At 69.4% G+C, this 15,680-nt stretch carries 15 protein-coding genes; 7 read left to right on the top strand and 8 right to left on the bottom strand.

Annotated elements, in window-relative coordinates:
• Positions 1-24: 24 nt before the first annotated feature.
• The 3 genes from AC3WLY_RS04745 to ypfJ all read right to left on the bottom strand — a co-directional run bounded on the left by AC3WLY_RS04745 (position 25) and on the right by ypfJ (position 3,469).
• Positions 25-1,527, bottom strand: a complete 1,503-nt coding sequence (locus AC3WLY_RS04745; RefSeq protein ID WP_492308183.1) for an aldehyde dehydrogenase family protein — start codon at positions 1,525-1,527, stop codon at positions 25-27.
• A 162-nt stretch (positions 1,528-1,689) separates the two neighbouring features.
• The gene (locus AC3WLY_RS04750) at positions 1,690-2,430 is read right to left on the bottom strand and encodes a response regulator transcription factor (protein ID WP_204421452.1); all 741 of its coding nucleotides are present in this window, start codon (positions 2,428-2,430) and stop codon (positions 1,690-1,692) included.
• Between the two features lie 157 nt (positions 2,431-2,587).
• Complete coding sequence (gene ypfJ, locus AC3WLY_RS04755) at positions 2,588-3,469, bottom strand: KPN_02809 family neutral zinc metallopeptidase (protein ID WP_175959512.1); 882 nt, start codon at positions 3,467-3,469, stop codon at positions 2,588-2,590.
• Between the two features lie 394 nt (positions 3,470-3,863).
• On the opposite strand from ypfJ, the gene AC3WLY_RS04760 reads away from it, so the two are divergent.
• The 5 genes from AC3WLY_RS04760 (at position 3,864) to AC3WLY_RS04780 (ending at position 8,822) form a co-directional block, all read left to right on the top strand.
• Complete coding sequence (locus AC3WLY_RS04760; RefSeq protein ID WP_175959513.1) at positions 3,864-4,655, top strand: SDR family NAD(P)-dependent oxidoreductase; 792 nt, start codon at positions 3,864-3,866, stop codon at positions 4,653-4,655.
• Positions 4,656-4,840: 185 nt separating this feature from the next.
• Positions 4,841-5,887: a LysR family transcriptional regulator gene (locus AC3WLY_RS04765; RefSeq protein WP_175959514.1), complete on the top strand. Its 1,047-nt coding sequence runs from the start codon at positions 4,841-4,843 to the stop codon at positions 5,885-5,887.
• Between the two features lie 100 nt (positions 5,888-5,987).
• A complete protein-coding gene (locus tag AC3WLY_RS04770) occupies positions 5,988-6,674 on the top strand; it encodes a hypothetical protein (protein ID WP_492308182.1) in 687 nt (228 codons plus the stop codon).
• 89 nt (positions 6,675-6,763) lie between these two features.
• A complete protein-coding gene (locus AC3WLY_RS04775) occupies positions 6,764-8,071 on the top strand; it encodes an MFS transporter (protein WP_310132980.1) in 1,308 nt (435 codons plus the stop codon).
• A gap of 49 nt (positions 8,072-8,120) precedes the next feature.
• Complete coding sequence (locus AC3WLY_RS04780; RefSeq protein ID WP_310132977.1) at positions 8,121-8,822, top strand: DUF2848 family protein; 702 nt, start codon at positions 8,121-8,123, stop codon at positions 8,820-8,822.
• Between the two features lie 96 nt (positions 8,823-8,918).
• Here the strand turns inward: AC3WLY_RS04780 and AC3WLY_RS04785 are convergent, their stop codons facing one another.
• The gene (locus AC3WLY_RS04785; RefSeq protein WP_175959518.1) at positions 8,919-9,899 is read right to left on the bottom strand and encodes an NAD-dependent epimerase/dehydratase family protein; all 981 of its coding nucleotides are present in this window, start codon (positions 9,897-9,899) and stop codon (positions 8,919-8,921) included.
• Between the two features lie 98 nt (positions 9,900-9,997).
• Between AC3WLY_RS04785 and AC3WLY_RS04790 the strand changes: the two genes are divergently transcribed.
• Positions 9,998-10,897, top strand: a complete 900-nt coding sequence (locus AC3WLY_RS04790) for a LysR family transcriptional regulator (RefSeq protein WP_492308181.1) — start codon at positions 9,998-10,000, stop codon at positions 10,895-10,897.
• Between the two features lie 81 nt (positions 10,898-10,978).
• Here the strand turns inward: AC3WLY_RS04790 and AC3WLY_RS04795 are convergent, their stop codons facing one another.
• Positions 10,979-11,299 carry a DUF7660 family protein gene (locus tag AC3WLY_RS04795; protein WP_175959730.1) on the bottom strand — a complete coding sequence of 107 codons (321 nt, stop codon included), beginning with the start codon at positions 11,297-11,299 and terminating at the stop codon, positions 10,979-10,981.
• Positions 11,300-11,364: 65 nt separating this feature from the next.
• Complete coding sequence (locus AC3WLY_RS04800) at positions 11,365-12,237, bottom strand: LysR family transcriptional regulator (RefSeq protein ID WP_492308180.1); 873 nt, start codon at positions 12,235-12,237, stop codon at positions 11,365-11,367.
• Positions 12,238-12,384: 147 nt separating this feature from the next.
• Between AC3WLY_RS04800 and AC3WLY_RS04805 the strand changes: the two genes are divergently transcribed.
• Positions 12,385-13,845, top strand: coding sequence for an MFS transporter (locus AC3WLY_RS04805; protein ID WP_492308179.1), 1,461 nt, complete (start codon positions 12,385-12,387; stop codon positions 13,843-13,845).
• A 75-nt stretch (positions 13,846-13,920) separates the two neighbouring features.
• Here AC3WLY_RS04805 and AC3WLY_RS04810 read toward each other — a convergent pair whose 3' ends face one another.
• Positions 13,921-14,127, bottom strand: coding sequence for an oxidoreductase-like domain-containing protein (locus AC3WLY_RS04810; RefSeq protein ID WP_175959522.1), 207 nt, complete (start codon positions 14,125-14,127; stop codon positions 13,921-13,923).
• Between the two features lie 157 nt (positions 14,128-14,284).
• Positions 14,285-15,676 (bottom strand): cell envelope integrity protein CreD, encoded by a 1,392-nt coding sequence (creD, locus tag AC3WLY_RS04815; protein ID WP_425131669.1) that lies wholly within the window; start codon positions 15,674-15,676, stop codon positions 14,285-14,287.
• Between the last annotated feature and the right edge of the window lie 4 nt (positions 15,677-15,680).

The following is a 15,680-nucleotide window of genomic DNA, read 5'->3' on the forward strand; positions in this document are numbered from 1 at the left end:
CGGGGTCAAGGTTCGCGCCGCGCGTCAGTGCGCGATGCAGACGGATTTGGTTTCGGTGAAGCCTTCGATCGCGTACTGGCCGAACTCGCGGCCGATGCCCGATTGCTTGTAGCCGCCGAACGGCATCGACGGGTCGAGCGGGATATGGCAGTTCACCCACACGGTGCCGGCCTCGATCTGCGGCACGAGATTCATCACGCGCTTCAGGTCGTTGCTCCAGATGCTCGCGGCGAGGCCGTACGGCGACGCGTTCGCGAGACGCACGGCGTCGGCCGCGTCGTCGAACGGCACGACGACGATCACCGGGCCGAACACTTCGTCGCGCACGATCGCGCTGTCCGGATGCGGATCGGCGATCACGGCGGGCTTCACGAAATAGCCGGGCAGGTCGTCGGCAGGCGTGCCGCCCGCAAGGAACGTGAGGCCGGCGCGGCGCGCGCCTTCGATGTGCTGGACGACCTTGTCGCGATGGTGCGCGGAGACGAGCGGGTTGATCTGCGCGGTCGTGTCGAGGCCCGCGCCGAGCTTCATCGACTGCGCGACGCCCGCGAGGCCGTCCGCGAGCTGCGCGAACTTGCTGCGATGCACATAGATGCGCGACGCGGCCGCGCACACCTGCCCCTGGTTGAAGAACGCGCCGGCGGCGACGCCGTCGAGCGCCTGCGCGACGTCGATGTCGTCGAGCATCACGATCGGGTTCTTGCCGCCGAGTTCGAGCGAGAAGCGCGTCATGTTCTGCACGGCCGCCGCGCCGACCAGCTTGCCGGTCGCGGTCGAACCCGTGAACGAGATCTTTGCGATCGACGGATGGCTCGCGAGCGCGGCGCCGCACGTGCGTCCACCCGTGACGACGTTGAACGCGCCGGGCGGCACGCCGGCTTCGCGCGCGAGTTCGGCAACGCGCAGCGCGGTGAGCGGCGTTTCCGGCGACGGCTTCAGCACGATCGTGCAGCCGGCCGCGAGCGCGGGAATCAGCTTCCACACCGCGATCATCAGCGGGAAATTCCACGGCACGATCGCGGCGACCACGCCGACCGGCTCCTTGCGCGTATAGGCCGTATAGCGCGCGCCGGGCGGGAACGGGATCGACACGTCGAGCGTCTGGCCGGTGATCTTGGTCGCCCAGCCAGCCATGTAGCGCACGTATTCGACGCTCGCGCCGACCTCGATCGCGCGCGACACGTGGATCGACTTGCCCTGGTTCAGCGTTTCGAGCTGTGCGAGCGTTTCGGCGTCGCGTTCGATCAGGTCGGCGAGCTTCAGCAGGATGCGTTCGCGGTCGGCCGGACGCAGCCCGCTCCACACGCGCGTGTCGAACGCGTGCTTCGCGCTGGCGACCGCGCGATCGACGTCGTGCTCGTCGGCATCCGCAACCGTTGCGAGCCGCGCGCCCGTCGCGGGGTCGTACACGTCGAGTCGAGCAGCCGCGTGCGCGGGCTGCATTTCACCGTCGATGAAGAGGCCGAAATCGCGCGCAACGAAGGTGCGCACGGTGTCGCTGACGGCGACGAAGTTCGTAGTGCTCATGGGCGTCTCGAAGGTTGTCGTGGCTGGACCGCGTGCGCGTGGGCACGCGGGCGTCGGACCACTGTATCGACGACGGATCGCGCTCGGTGAGCGCAAATTGGCAGCGCGTGGAGTGCGCTTGCAGTTGCAAACAACGGACCGCGTAATCGGAAACGGAAGGCGTTACAGGAACAGCGCCCCGACCAGTTCGGTGCGGTTCGACACGCCGAGCTTGCGATACATGCGCATCAGGTGCGTCTTGACGGTCGGCTGGCCGAGCGCGAGATCGCGCGCGATCTCCTTGTTCGAACGGCCGTCGCGCACGAGGCGCGCGATCTGTTCCTCGCGATAGGTCAGCCGTTCCTCGCAACCGATCCGGTGAATCCCGCGCCGAGCGCGCAGCAGCGGGCTCAACGCGACTTCGGCGACAGGCTGCAGCCGCGCGAGCGCATCGATCTCGCCCGGCGCGAATCGGCTCGCCGTGCTATTCCCGGCCTCACCTCCAGCCGCCTCGCCCATCCCGAAGCGCAGCAATGAGAACGCGCCGACCGTGCGGCCCGCGTCGCGCAGCCAGATCTCGACGACGTCGGCCACGTCGTGCCGCCGCAGGAAACGGGTCCAGTACGCGGACGCCTCGCGCCTTTCGTCAGGCAATTGGGAAGCGAGCGTGACGACCGCGCATTCCCCTGCCGCGCAGCGCGACGGATGCAGCGGATCGAGCATCCGGTAGCGCGCGACATAGGTGCGATGCATCGATTCCGGCATCCCGAACAGCTCGAAATCGGCCGGTTCGCCGCTCTGGTCGAGCCGGTAGAACACGATCGCGGACGGGCTCGCGAACGCGTCGAACGCGTCCACGCATGCGCGCAGCGCTCGTTGCCAGTCGGCGGCGTCCTGGTCGGCGGGAACGGATGGGGTCGGCATGGAGGAATCGGCTGGCGGGCGAACGCGTCTAGGTTCGGGCCAGCCTACCGGCGCCGAAAAGCGCCGGTGAGCACAAATCGGCAAATCGTCCCGGTCTGGTGGATTCGGCCAGTGTGGCCGGGACGATGCGGGCGCGCGACGGTGCGCGCGCCCTCTGTCAGCGCGCGTTCGCGGCGAACGTGTCGCAGGCGCTCACCTCGCCCGCCTCCATCCCGCGCCGCAGCCAGTACACGCGCTGGTCGCTGCTGCCGTGCGTGAAGCTTTCCGGCACGACATAACCCTGCCCTTGCTGCTGCAGCCGATCGTCGCCGATCGCGGCGGCCGCCTTGAGCCCCTGCTCGAAATCTCCGGGTTCCATCAGCCGCTGGTTCGCACGCTGTGCGTTGTTCGCCCACACGCCGGCGAAGCAATCGGCCTGCAGTTCCATCCGCACCGACAGCGCGTTCGCGCGCGCCTGGCTCGAACGCCTGCGCGCGGCGTCGACCTTGTCGGAAATGCCGAGCAGGTTCTGCACGTGATGGCCGACTTCGTGCGCGATCACGTAAGCCTGCGCAAAATCGCCGCCCGCGCCGAAACGCTTGCGCAGTTCGTCGTAGAAACCGAGATCGATATAGACCTTGCGGTCGGCCGGACAGTAGAACGGCCCCATCGCCGTCTGGCCCGTGCCGCATGCGGTCGGCGTCGAGTTCGTGAACATCACCAGCTTCGGCGGCTCGTACTGCCCATGCAACTGGGTGTTGAACACGCCCGTCCACGTGCGCTCGATATTGCCGAGCACCTTGCGCGTAAACACCGAGCCCGGATCGTTCGCCGGCGCGCCCTCGCGCTGTGCCGGTGCGGGCTGCGCCTGCTGCTGGCGGCCCTGCAGCGCCGATGCGCCTTCGAGCACCACGCGCGGGTCGATCCCGAAAAAATACGACGCGGCCAGCGCAACCACGATCGTGCCGATACCGATCGTCGCGCCGCGCCCGCCGCCGAAACCGCCGGCGCCGCGGCGGTCCTCGACGTTCATGCTTTCTCTTTCGTCGTCCAGCCTCATTGCCGGCCCCTCCCTTCCTTGTCGATGGTCCGGCCGCGCCAGCGCGCAACCGGGCGATACCCCGTGGTGACACGATCCATCGGCAGACGCGATGCCTGCGCATCGGGCGCATGCTCGCGCCGATCCCGCCGGCCTGCCGCTCCGCACGCACGACGGAATCGGCCGACCTACGCGCCGCGCGTCGATGCGCGCGCTATTTTGCCGGGCTTTCGTGACTTATCCCAAAAATGTGGAGGATAGAGCGATTCGGCGCCGGACATCGTCAGCTTTTGCAAAATGGACCACGGCCGTTCCGGCGGGCCGGACGCCGTCCGCATTCATCCTTTCGGCTGATACCGGCGCTCGCCCGCGCCGCCTAAAGTGACCGGCAACGCCCCCCCTTCCGGAGAACGACATGACGCACCAGCAACCCCGCACGATCGCGATCACCGGCGCGGGCACCGGCATCGGCGCAGCATGCGCGCGCCGCTTCGCCGGCCGCGGCGACCGCGTCGTGCTGATCGGGCGGCGTCAGGCGCCGCTCGACGCGCTGGCCGCCGAGACGGGCGGCCTCGCGCTCGCCGGCGACGCCGCGAGCAGCGCCGACTGGGCCGGCTTCCTGCCGCGGATCGCCGAACGCTTCGGCCGCGTCGACGCGCTCGTCGCGTGCGCCGGTGGCCACGGCGTCGGCCGCGCGGACGAAACCGGCGACGCGCAGTGGCGCGACGCAATGCACGCGAACCTCGACACCGCGTTCGTCAGCGCGCGTGCGTGCCTGCCGGACCTGATCGCGCAGCGCGGCAGCATCGTGCTGGTCGCGTCGATCGCGGCGCTCGCGGCCGGGCCCGGCGTATGCGGCTATACGGTCGGCAAGCACGCGCTGCTCGGGCTCACGCGGTCGCTCGCCCGCGACTACGGCCCGCACGGCGTGCGCGCGAACGCCGTGTGTCCGGGCTGGGTCCGCACGCCGATGGCCGACGCGGAAATGGAACCGTTGATGGCCGCGCACGGCGACACGCTCGACGATGCGTATGCACGCGTCAGCGCCGACGTGCCGCTGCGGCGCGCGGCCGATCCGGACGAAATCGCGGCCGTCTGTGCGTTTCTCGCGTCGCCCGATGCATCGTTCGTGACCGGCGCGACGCTCGTCGCGGACGGCGGTGCGATGGTCGTCGACGTGCCGACGCTCGCGTTCGACAAGCTTTGATGCGCGAGGGCACGCCGCCCGCGTGATGCGTCGCTGCGGGCGGCGTTCCGTGCAACGTCCTCCGGCACTCCGACGCCCGCTACGGCACGCTCACCGCGCCGCCCGCTCGTTTCCCGCTCCAAAAATCCGCTACCATCGATCGATCCCGCCGCCCCGCCCGGCACCGCCTCACCGCTCGGACTTCGATGAACATCCGGTTTCTTGAAACCTTCGTCTGGCTCGCGAAGCTGGAAAACTTCCGGCTGACCGCCGAAAAACTGCACACGACGCAAGCCGCCGTGTCGAGCCGCATCGCGTCGCTCGAAGAGGCGTTCGACGTGCGCCTGTTCGACCGCAACACGCGCTCGGCCACGCTGACGCCCGCGGGCCGGCGCATGCTGGCCTATGCCGAGCGGATCGTGCGGCTCGACGGCGAAATGCGGCGCGACATCGATGCAGCGAGCGATGCCGGCCTGATCCGCATCGGCGTGATCGAATCGATCGTGCACAGCTGGTTCCCGGCGCTGATGGCGCAACTGCGCGAGCGCTATCCGCGGCTCGACGTCGAAATCACGAGCGACACGACGCTGCACCTGATCCGCCTGCTCAGCACCGACGGCGTCGACCTGATCCTGCAGACCGATCCGGTGCCGGGTCCCGACTTCACGAACCTGCCGCTGTGCGAATTCCCGGTGCGCTGGGCGGCAAGCCCGCGCCTCGGGCTCGGCGGCCAGCCGCTCGACGTCGCGCGCCTCGCGGAATTTCCGATCATCAGCTTCTCGCGCCACTCGGGGCCGCACGCGACGATCGAGCGGCTGTTCGCGGCCGTCGAGCGGCCGGCCAGCATCAACTGCATCACGTCGGTCGCGGCGATGATCCGCCTCGTCGCCGACGGCCTCGGCGTGGCTGCGCTGCCGCCCGCGATCATCGGGCGCGAGCTGCACGAAGGCGCGCTCGAACTGCTCGACGTCGAACCCGAATTCCCCGCGCTGCCGCTCGTCGCGACCTACCGCAGCCAGGGCCTGCCGGTCGCCGCACGCATCGCGGAACTGGCGAGCGAGATCGCGCGCGCGATGCCGGCCGCCGCGAGCATCGCGAAGCCGGCCGCACCGGCCAGCCCCGAACCCGTCGACGCATCGCCCGCCCGTACGACGGCCAAAACAAAGAAAAATACCAAGGCAACTGCGAAGCGGACGGCAAAATCCGCGCAGCCCGCCGCCACGCCGGCCAAACGCCGCCCGCGCCGCTCATAAGAAAACCTGTTCACCGCGAATTTGTTTTCTTGTTGGACGGGCGCGGCCCGTCTTCGGGACACTGCGGTTCCTGACATCCCCCGTCACGAGGAACCCCGCGATGACCCGCCTTTCCCTTCCGCACGGCCAGCTTTGCGTCTGGACGGATATCGACCCCGCGCACGAAGCCGATTTCAACGCGTGGTACGACTGCGAGCACATGCAGGAACGTGTCGCGATTCCCGGCTTCACGCATGCGCGGCGCTTTCGCGCGACCGACGGCGGCCCGCGCCGGTACCTTGCGCTGTACGTGACGGACACGCTCGACGTGTTCCGTAGCGACGCATACCGGCGCGCGTTCACGCAGCAGACCGCGTGGTCGCTCGCAAACTTCGAACGCATGACGGGCACGCAACGGCGCGTCGGCGAACTGACGATCGAGGCCGGCGACGGCGAAGGCGCGCATCTCGCGCTGTTCGTGCTGCCGCCGGAACGCATCGACGTGCTGCAACTGCGCGAGCGCTTCGACGCCGCGCTGCGGGAACCGGGAATTCACGCGGCGCGACTCTTCCGCACCGCGCCCGAGCTGTCCGCGCCGATCGGCGCCGATGCGGCCGCCCGCCCGGCCGCCGACGCGCTCGTGCTGATCGAAGGCAGCGACGCGGCCGCGACACGCCGCGTGGCCGCCGCACTCGCCGGGCACGACGACGTACGCACCTTCGACCTGCTGTGGCGCGCCGCCGCGCCGCTGCCGGTTGCGCGCCGCGAAGCCGAAGCCGAACCGGCCACCGCCGCGCTGCCTGCCTGAACGCCGACGCCGGCCGCGCCGCTTCCGCACGCGGCCGACACGTCGGCCCCGCGCTTGATCCCGTTCTCCGTCACGACAGGCCCGAACCCATGAGCACTCTCGCCCAGCCCGCCGCCCACGCGCCCCGCCGCGTCCGCAACAGCCGACTCGCGACCGCGAGCATGATCGGCACGTCGCTCGAGTGGTACGACTTCACGATCTACAACACGCTCGCCGCGCTCGTCTTCAACCACCTGTTCTTCCCGTCGGTCGATCCGCTGGCCGGCACGATCCTCGCGTTCTCGACCTATGCGGTCGGCTATGTGTCGCGCCCGCTCGGCGGCTTCGTGTTCGGCAATCTCGGCGACCGCGTCGGCCGCCGCGCGGTGCTGATGCTCACGCTGGTGCTGATGGGCGTGACGACCGCGCTGATGGGCGCGCTGCCGACCTATGCGCAGGCCGGCATCCTGAGCCCGATCCTGCTCGTCGCGCTGCGCTTCGTGCAGGGCGTCGCGCTCGGCGGCGAATGGGCCGGCGCGGTGCTGCTGTCGGTCGAGCATGGCGACCAGAACCGGCGCGGGCTGTCCGCGTCATGGACGCAGATGGGCCCGTCGTTCGGCACGCTGCTCGGCACCGGCTGCATCGCGCTCGTGACGCTGTCGACCACGTCCGCGAACTTCCTGTCATGGGGCTGGCGCGTGCCGTTCGCGGCCAGCGCGCTGCTCGTCGTGTTCGGCTTCTGGCTGCGGCGCGGCGTCGACGAAACGCCGCAGTTCGAGCAGCTCGCCGAATCGCACGCGACCGCCGAGGTGCCCGTCGCCGACGTGCTGAAGTACCACTGGCGACGCCTGCTGATCGCGGGCGGCGCGCGGATCGGCTCGGACGTGCTGTATGCGCTGATCGTCGTGTTCACGCTGACCTACGTGACGACCGTGCTGCACCTGTCGCGCCCCGTCGCGCTGACGGCCGTGATGGTCGGCACGGCGTGCAACGCGCTCGCGGTGCCGTTCTTCGGTGCGCTGTCGGACCGCTTCGGACGCCGGCCCGTGTACCTCGCCGGCGCGATCGCGGGGATCGTCTGGGCGTTCGTGTTCTTCGTGTTGCTCGATTCGGCGCGCCCCGGCGCGATCGTCGCGGCCGTCGCGATCGGCCTCGTGATCCATGCGGTGATGTACGGCCCGCAGGGCGCGTTCGTGACCGAACAGTTCCCGACGCGCGTGCGTTATGCGGGCTCGTCGCTGGCCTATACGCTCGCCGGCATCGTCGGCGGCGGCTTCGCCCCCCTCGTGATCGCCACGCTGTTCCGGCAGACGGGCACGACGACGGCCGTGTCGCTGTACGTCACCGCGGCGCTCGTCGTCACCTCGATCGCGCTCCTCGTTGCGCGCGAGACCGCGCACCGACCGCTCGCGGAATGAGCGTCGCCGCAAGCCGATTCATTCCTTCGCACTTCAAACGGATATCCGCATGCAAGCCCTGTCGTTCAACGTGATTTCCCTGCAACGCGCGCCGGCCGCCGTCGACGTCGAGATCGAGCGCGTCGTGATTGCCGGCTGGGCCGGCCGCGATCCGGCGGCGATCCGCGCGCACATCGACGAACTCGCGACGCTCGGCGTCGCGCCGCCTTCGACCACGCCGTGCTTCTATCGCGTGTCGTCCGCGCTGCTGACGCAGGCGCCGTCGATCGGCGTACTCGGCGCACGCTCGGGCGGCGAGATCGAATGCGTGCTGCTCGACAGCCCGGCCGGCACGCTGGTCACGGTCGGCTCCGATCATACGGATCGCGAAGTCGAGGCGTATGGCGTGGCAGTGTCGAAGCAGGTGTGCGCGAAACCGCTCGGGTGCGATGCGTGGCTTTACGCGGATGTCGCCGATCACTGGGATGCGATCGAGATGCGCTCGTGGCTGATCGCGCGTGACGGCGAACGCATTGCGTATCAGCACGGCGCGGTCAGCGGCCTGCTCGCGCCGGACGCGCTGTGGCAGCGCTTCGACGATCGCCGCACGATGCCCGCGCGCTGCGCGATGTATGGCGGCACGGTCGCCGTGCATGGCGCGATCGCGGCGATGGGCGACGGCGACGCATTCGAGATGGAACTGCATGATCCGGTGCTCGGGCGCAGCCTTCGGCACCGGTATGCGGTCGAGGTGTTGCCGGTCGTGGCGTGACGGGAGCGGCGGGCCTGACGGATGCCGAAGTGAAAGGCGTGCACGCACGCTTTCATGCCGGCACGTTCCGTTCGCCTCCGCCTTTCGCGCCGCCGTTCACCGCAAGCAACCCAGCCCCGCCAGTGTCGCCTCCACCGCCGTATCGAGCGGCGTCAACGGCTCGCGGCCGAGCACCGCAGTCACGCGCGCGTTGTCCATCCTGAGCGGCTCGCGCCACAGATAGCGCATCTCCAGCATCTCGCGCAGCGTCGTGACGAACGGCGCCGCGGCCCACACGAGCCACCACGGGAATTTGCGCACGGCAGGCCGCATTCCGTGCCGCTGCGCCACGCGACTGATGGCCTCGGCCATCTGCGTGCCGTCCGCGTCCCAATGCCCGCCGAGATGGAAGCGCGCAAACGGCTCCAGCGTGTCGCGCCGCTCGATCAGCTCGACCATCGTGCGCGCGACGTCCGGCAGATACGCCCACTGATGGCCAACGCCCGGCCGCCCCGGCACGCTGATCGTCGAGACGGGCCGCCCCGGCTTGATCAGCCCCTGCGCAAACCAGTTGTTGCCGGCACGCCCCCCGAAGAAATCGCCCGCGCGCACGACGATCGTGCGGACGCCCTGCGCGGTCGCTTCCTGCAGCCGCCGCTCGAGTTCGACGCGGATCGCTCCCTTGCGGGTCGCCGGATGCTGCGGTGCGTCTTCGCGCAGCACCGGAAACGCGTCGGCGCCATAGTTGTAGACCGTGCCGGGCAGCACAACGGTCGCCTGCGCCACCGTCGCCGCCGCGATCGTGTTGTCGATCATCGGCAGCACCTGCGTCGGCCAGTTTCGGTATCCGGGCGGGTTCACCGCGTGCACGATCACGCTGCAGCCGCGCGCGGCCCGCACCACCGCCTCGCGATCCAGCGCGTCGCCGCGCATCCATGTGATGCCGTCACGCTCCACGACGTCGGCATCGAGCCCGCGCTTGAGCGCGCGCACCTGCCAGCCGGCATCGTGCAACTGCCGCGCAACTTCCCCGCCGATCCCGCCGCTCGCGCCGAGCACGAGTGCCTGTCGTTGCGTCGCACCTGCGTTCGTCGTCATTGCCGTTCTCCTTGAATGAACCGTCGTGAGATGCATTCTGGCGCGCGGAAGGCTAATAATGAATTGCCTAGTATCGGGTATCAGCTATACATTTATGCATGACCACCGATCTGAACTGGGAACGCTACCGCACCTTCCTCGCGGTGCTGACGGAAGGCTCGCTGTCCGGCGCGGCGCGCTCGCTCGGCATTACGCAGCCGACGGCCGGCCGCCACGTCGCGGCGCTCGAAGCCGCGTTTGGCCAGACGCTGTTCACGCGCTCGCCATCCGGCCTGCTGCCGACCGAGGCGGCGCTCGCGCTGCGCGGCCATGCGGAGGCGCTGGGCAGCGCGGCGGCCGCATTCGAGCGCGCGGCCGCGAGCCACGGCGCCGGCGTGCGCGGCACCGTGCGGATCTCGGCCAGCGACGTGATCGCCGTCGAGGTGCTGCCGCCCATGCTCGCGCAATTGCGGCGCGATCATCCGGGGCTCGTCATCGAACTGGTGCCGACCGACCGCATCCAGGACGTGCTGAACCGCGAGGCCGACATCGCGGTGCGGATGGCGCCTCCCGCGCAGGACGCGCTCGTCGCGCGGCGCGTCGGTGCGATCGAGGTCGGGCTGTATGCGCGCGACGACTACGTGGCGCGCAACGGCGTGCCCGCGACGATCGACGAACTCGCGCATCACGCGCTGATCGGCTTCGATACCATCACGCCGTTCATCCGCTCGGCAGGGCGCGGGATGCCGCTGTGGAAGCGCGATGCGTTCGCGCTGCGCACCGACAGCAACCTCGCGCAGCTCGCGATGATCCGCGCCGGCTACGGCGTCGGTTTCTGCCAGACGGGGCTCGCGAAGCGCGACGTGCGGCTCGTGCGCGTGCTGCCGGACGGGCCCGCGATGAAGCTGGAAACCTGGGTCGTGATGCACGAGGACCTGCGGACGAGCCCGCGCTGCCGGGCCGTATTCGATGCGCTGGCGGACGGGTTGCGCGCGTATGCGGAGGGAACGGCCGAGTAGGGAGACGACGCGTTCACGCCGGTCGCCGCGCATGTACACGGAAGGCAGACACGAGACCCGCGCGTCGATCCCCCTGACGCACTACTCGTAGATTTTCCCGGCGAACAGGATGTCCGCCACGCGCCGCCATGGATTGTCAGGCACGTCGTAGAAGCGCAACCCTTCCTCCGACGCTTCGGCCCAGTCGACCATCGCCTCCAGGTACTCGCCGATCGAGCGGTTTTCCCAGCCAAGCGCGGCACGCGCGTATGGCGACGGCGGCACGTCGGCTTCGAGCTGCCGCTCCGTGTTCCAGTCATGGCCGAGTACGCGCAGGAAATGGATCAGCGAGCGCTCGTCGACCACACGCTCCAGCGCGTCCTGCAGCCTGTCGGCCATCTGGCTTTTCAGTTCGTCGTTCATGCTCATGCGTAGGCCCTCTCCCGCGTCTCTCGAATACGCGCCGCTGCATGTCGCGCGGCGCGTGTTTACATCAGCAATTGCCGCGACAGCACCTCGCGCGCCTGCGTGACGGTTTCGCGTTCGCCCGGCATCGGCGGCGTCAGCGAAAACACCGCGTCGGGCAGCGGCGGCAGCCGGTATTTCGCGCCGAGCCGCATCATGCCGTCGCCGATCGCCGACGCGCACAGGCAGCCGACACCGAGCCCCGCCGCGAGCATCGACTGCAGCCCCGCGACACCCGACGCGCTGTGCACGAGCACGTACGGCGTGTGCTGCTCGTCGAGCGAGCGCACCGCGATCTGATGCATCATGCAGTCGTCCGGCAGCAGCACGAGCGGCAGCGGCTCGGGCAATTGCTCCGCGAGCGCGGGCGACGCGACCCACGACAGCGGCTCGCGCCGCAACACCCAGCGCGTATCGGCCGACGCCGGCCGGAACGGCCCGCTCGACAGGTTCATCACGACGCCGAGATCGATCTGCCCTCTCGCGTGCGCCGCCTCGATGTCCGCACTCTTCATCGCGCTCACGTGCAGGCTCAGTTGCGGGTAGCACTCCCGCAGCCGCGCCAGCAGGCCCGCGACTTCATTCGTCCGGTAGTAGTCGGTGATCGCGACGCGCAGCTCGCCCTTGATCGCCTGCCCGCGCAGCTCGTCGAACGCGGCCTCGTTCAGCGCGACGATCCGCCGTGCGTGCTGCAGCAGCCGCGTGCCGGCCGCCGTCGGCTCGACGCCGCGCTTGCTGCGCACGAACAGCGGCACGCCGGCGCGCGATTCGAGCTTGCGCACCTGCTCGCTGACCGTCGACTGCGACAGGTGCAGCAGCGGCGCGGCGGCCGTCAGGCTGCCGGCGTCCGCGACCGCCGCGAAAGTGCGCAACTGGTCCAGATCGAAACCGCGCATCGCCATTCTCCATCCATCGATTAACCCGATGGATGCTACCACTCTTTCCCGCTTTTCCGATTCGTCTACCGCACCCAGAATACGGGGTCAACGGCCAACCTGCGCCGCTCGCGCATACGGCCCTCATTCTTTTCGGACCCTTCGTTCATGACGAACCACACCCTTGCTCCTTGCGCGCCGGCCGGCGCGGCTGCCGCGGCGACGCAGCGCAGCCATCACGGCTGGGCGCTCGTGGTCCTGCTGGTCGGCGCCATTCTGCCGCCGCTCGACTACTTCATCGTGAATCTCGCGCTGCCGGCCATCCGCGACGGCATCGGCGCGCGCCCGGCCGAGCTCCAGCTCGTCGTATCGGCCTATGCGTGCGCGAGCGCGGTCGTGCAGATCACGGGCGGCCGCCTCGGCGACCTGTACGGCCGCAGGCGCATGTTCATGCTGGGCATGGCCGGCTTCGTGCTCGCGTCGACGCTGTGCGGGCTCGCCGGCAGCGGTACGGTGCTCGTCGGCGGCCGCGTGCTGCAGGGCCTGTTCGCCGCGATCCTCGCGCCGCAGGTGCTCGCGACGATCCGCAGCGTGTTCAGCCCGCAGGAACAGGTGCGCGTGATGGGCTTCTACGGTTTCGCGTTCGGCCTCGCGGCCGTGATCGGCCAGCTCGGCGGCGGCGCGCTGATCAGCCTGCATCCGTTCGGGCTCGGCTGGCGCGCGATCTTCCTCGTCAATCTGCCGATCGGCATCCTTGCGCTGATCGGCAGCTGGCGCTTCATCCCGGAAAACCGGCCGCCGCGCGGCCAGCGCATCGACGTACCGGGCACGGTGCTGATGTCGCTGTTCCTGCTGATGCTCGTGTATCCGCTCACGCAGGGCCGCGAGGCCGGCTGGCCGCTGTGGATGATCGCGTGCGTCGTCGGCGCGCTGCCGATGCTCGGCGCGCTGCAGGCGGTCGAAGCGGGCCGGCTTGCGCGCGGCCGCGATCCGCTGCTCGACGTGCGCCTGTTCCGCAACCCGGTCGTCGCGCTCGGGCTCTTGCTCGCGTTCCTGTTCTACATGCTGAGCGCGTTCTTCCTGAGCTACGGGATCTATCTGCAGGGATGCCTGAACTGGTCGCCGCTCGCGTCCGGGTTCGCGATCCTGCCGCTCGGGCTCGGCTTCCTCGCGAGCCCGCTGCTGATGCCGCGCCTCGTCGGCCGGTTCGGCGGTTATCGCGTGCTGACGCTCGGCTTCGTCATGCTCGCTGCCGGCGTCGCGACCGCCGCCGCGCTCGCCCGCGAAGGCGCGCCGGGGCCCGGCTTCTACGCGGGCATCGCGGCGATCGGCATCGGGCAAGGCCTCGTGCTGCCGTCGGTCGTGCGGATCGTGCTCGCGGAAGTCGACGCGGCGCGCGCAGGCGTCGCGTCAGGAATGGTCAGCGCGATGCTGCAGATCGGCGCGGCCGTCGGCGCCGCAACGATCGGCGGCGTGTTCTTCGCGCGGCTCGGCGTGCATCCGGCCGCGGTCGATTACGTGCAGGGGTTCCGGACGTCGATGTTCACGCTGACCGCCGTATTGCTTGCGTGCATCGCACTGTCGACGGCACTCGGGCCGCTGCATCGGCGGCTGCATGCGGGCGCGTGACGCGGGACGTGGATCGCACCGCCGGCAGAACCTGCGGCAGGAAGGCGAACGGGTGGCCGCCGGCCGGCATCGGGCTCACCGGCGTTGCTTGCGTTGCGCCTGCCGCGCTTCCCACTCGGCCAGCTCGACGCGATAGCGCGCCAGCGCTTCGTCGTACAGGTCGAAGACGCACGGCGAGCAGCCGCTGTTGCAGCAGTCTTCCAGTTCAGGCTGTTCGGGCGGGGTCGGACGGGGATCGTCGGTGGACGGATCGGACGGATCGGTAGGAGCAGGCGTGGGCACGGCGAAGATCGAATGACGAGGAACGTCCACCAGTATAAGTGGATGCCGCCCGGCCTGCCGGCAGCGTCACGTCCGTCCGCAGACGCGCGATGTGATCTCGCGCGGCATTGCGCGCCGGCCGGGCATACCCGACCGGCAGCGCACGTGAAACCCGCGCTTACTTCGCCGGCGCACCCGGCTTCACGGCATCCGCGCCCGACTTGTCGCCCAGCGGCTGCCACGCGGCGCCGAGCGCATACCAGTCGATACGGCGCGTGAGCGTCATGATGCCGGCGAGGATCGCGAACAGCAGCAGAGAACCGAGCATCAGCGCGTTGTCCTCCGACAGCAGCAGCCCGTAGAGCGCCGCGTACAGCATCGCGAGCAGCGTCGCGAACGTCGCGCCGCGCTTCACGCTGTGCAGCACGAACGACAGGTAGAAGCCGAGCAGCCCGATGCATGCGCCGCTCGCCGCGAGATACGCGTGACCGAACGCGATGTGCTCGGACAGGCTCAGCAGCAGCAGGAAGAACAGCGCGAGCGACAGGCCGACCAGCAGGTACTGGATCGGGTGAATGCGCAGCCGCTTCGCGAGTTCGTACATGAAGAAGCTCGCGAACGTGAGCATCACGAACAGCGCGCCGTACTTCGTCGCGCGTTCGGCCTGCAGATAGACGTTCACGGGTTCGATCACCGACACCGACGCCATCTCGATCGCGCCCTCACCGTTGCCGGTCGCGACCTGCTCGCGCGCCTTCGTATTGAACGACGTCACGTGCCAATTGCTGGCGAAACCCTGCGCATCGATCGTGCGCTCGCCCGGCAGGAACGCGCCGCCGAAGCTCGGATGCGGCCACGTCGATTTCAGCGAAAAATCGTTCTGGTCAGCCACCGGCGCGAACGCGACGGATTCCGCGCCCGCCAGCGGCAGGCCGATGCTGAACGGCACGACAGCCCCTGCGTTTGCGTCCGCCAGCGCCGCGAGATCGATAGTCGCGTGCACGCCCTGGCGCAGGCTGTCCAGCCGCGTGCCCTGCTCCACGTCGAACCGCTTGCCGCCAAGGCGCAGGTCGGGCTGCGCCTTCAGCCCGCGAATGTCGCCGATGCCGATCGCGACATACGCGCTGTCGACCGCGAAGCTCACATGGCCGTCGGCCTGCGGCAGCTTCTTCAGGTCCGGCAGCATCAGCGTGCCCGTCAGCCGGCTATCCAGCCCGTACACGAGCGCCTTGTGGATGCCGCGATAGCGCACCTCGACCTTGAGCGTGCCGTCGACGTTCAGCGTCTTCGGAAACACGAGCAGGCGCTTCGTCTCGCTTCTCAGGCTCGTTTTCGCCGCGCCGCCGGCCGGCGTGTCGTCGCGCACGCGCGTGACTTCCGTGTAATGCACGACGAGCACCGGCCCCGTCACCGTCTGCGGCCCCGCGTAGCTGGCCCAGATGCTCTGCAATGCGCTCTCGCGATACTCGGCGCGTTCCCGCACGATGCTTTGGACCATCTGCAGCGGGATCAGGATCGCCAGCGCGAGAAACGCGGTGATCACGGATTTGAACAACAGGACTCGATTCATTGCT

This window comes from Burkholderia sp. FW306-1C-G01B (genome assembly GCF_058781685.1).

What these genes read in the sequence shown, in the direction of transcription:
- AC3WLY_RS04745 (WP_492308183.1), bottom strand. Translation starts at nt 1,527, where the DNA reads ATGAGCACTACGAACTTCGTCGCCGTCAGCGACACCGTGCGCACCTTC.
- AC3WLY_RS04750 (WP_204421452.1), bottom strand. Translation starts at nt 2,430, where the DNA reads ATGCCGACCCCATCCGTTCCCGCCGACCAGGACGCCGCCGACTGGCAA.
- ypfJ (WP_175959512.1), bottom strand. Translation starts at nt 3,469, where the DNA reads ATGAGGCTGGACGACGAAAGAGAAAGCATGAACGTCGAGGACCGCCGC.
- AC3WLY_RS04760 (WP_175959513.1), top strand. Translation starts at nt 3,864, where the DNA reads ATGACGCACCAGCAACCCCGCACGATCGCGATCACCGGCGCGGGCACC.
- AC3WLY_RS04765 (WP_175959514.1), top strand. Translation starts at nt 4,841, where the DNA reads ATGAACATCCGGTTTCTTGAAACCTTCGTCTGGCTCGCGAAGCTGGAA.
- AC3WLY_RS04770 (WP_492308182.1), top strand. Translation starts at nt 5,988, where the DNA reads ATGACCCGCCTTTCCCTTCCGCACGGCCAGCTTTGCGTCTGGACGGAT.
- AC3WLY_RS04775 (WP_310132980.1), top strand. Translation starts at nt 6,764, where the DNA reads ATGAGCACTCTCGCCCAGCCCGCCGCCCACGCGCCCCGCCGCGTCCGC.
- AC3WLY_RS04780 (WP_310132977.1), top strand. Translation starts at nt 8,121, where the DNA reads ATGCAAGCCCTGTCGTTCAACGTGATTTCCCTGCAACGCGCGCCGGCC.
- AC3WLY_RS04785 (WP_175959518.1), bottom strand. Translation starts at nt 9,899, where the DNA reads ATGACGACGAACGCAGGTGCGACGCAACGACAGGCACTCGTGCTCGGC.
- AC3WLY_RS04790 (WP_492308181.1), top strand. Translation starts at nt 9,998, where the DNA reads ATGACCACCGATCTGAACTGGGAACGCTACCGCACCTTCCTCGCGGTG.
- AC3WLY_RS04795 (WP_175959730.1), bottom strand. Translation starts at nt 11,299, where the DNA reads ATGAACGACGAACTGAAAAGCCAGATGGCCGACAGGCTGCAGGACGCG.
- AC3WLY_RS04800 (WP_492308180.1), bottom strand. Translation starts at nt 12,237, where the DNA reads ATGCGCGGTTTCGATCTGGACCAGTTGCGCACTTTCGCGGCGGTCGCG.
- AC3WLY_RS04805 (WP_492308179.1), top strand. Translation starts at nt 12,385, where the DNA reads ATGACGAACCACACCCTTGCTCCTTGCGCGCCGGCCGGCGCGGCTGCC.
- creD (WP_425131669.1), bottom strand. Translation starts at nt 15,676, where the DNA reads ATGAATCGAGTCCTGTTGTTCAAATCCGTGATCACCGCGTTTCTCGCG.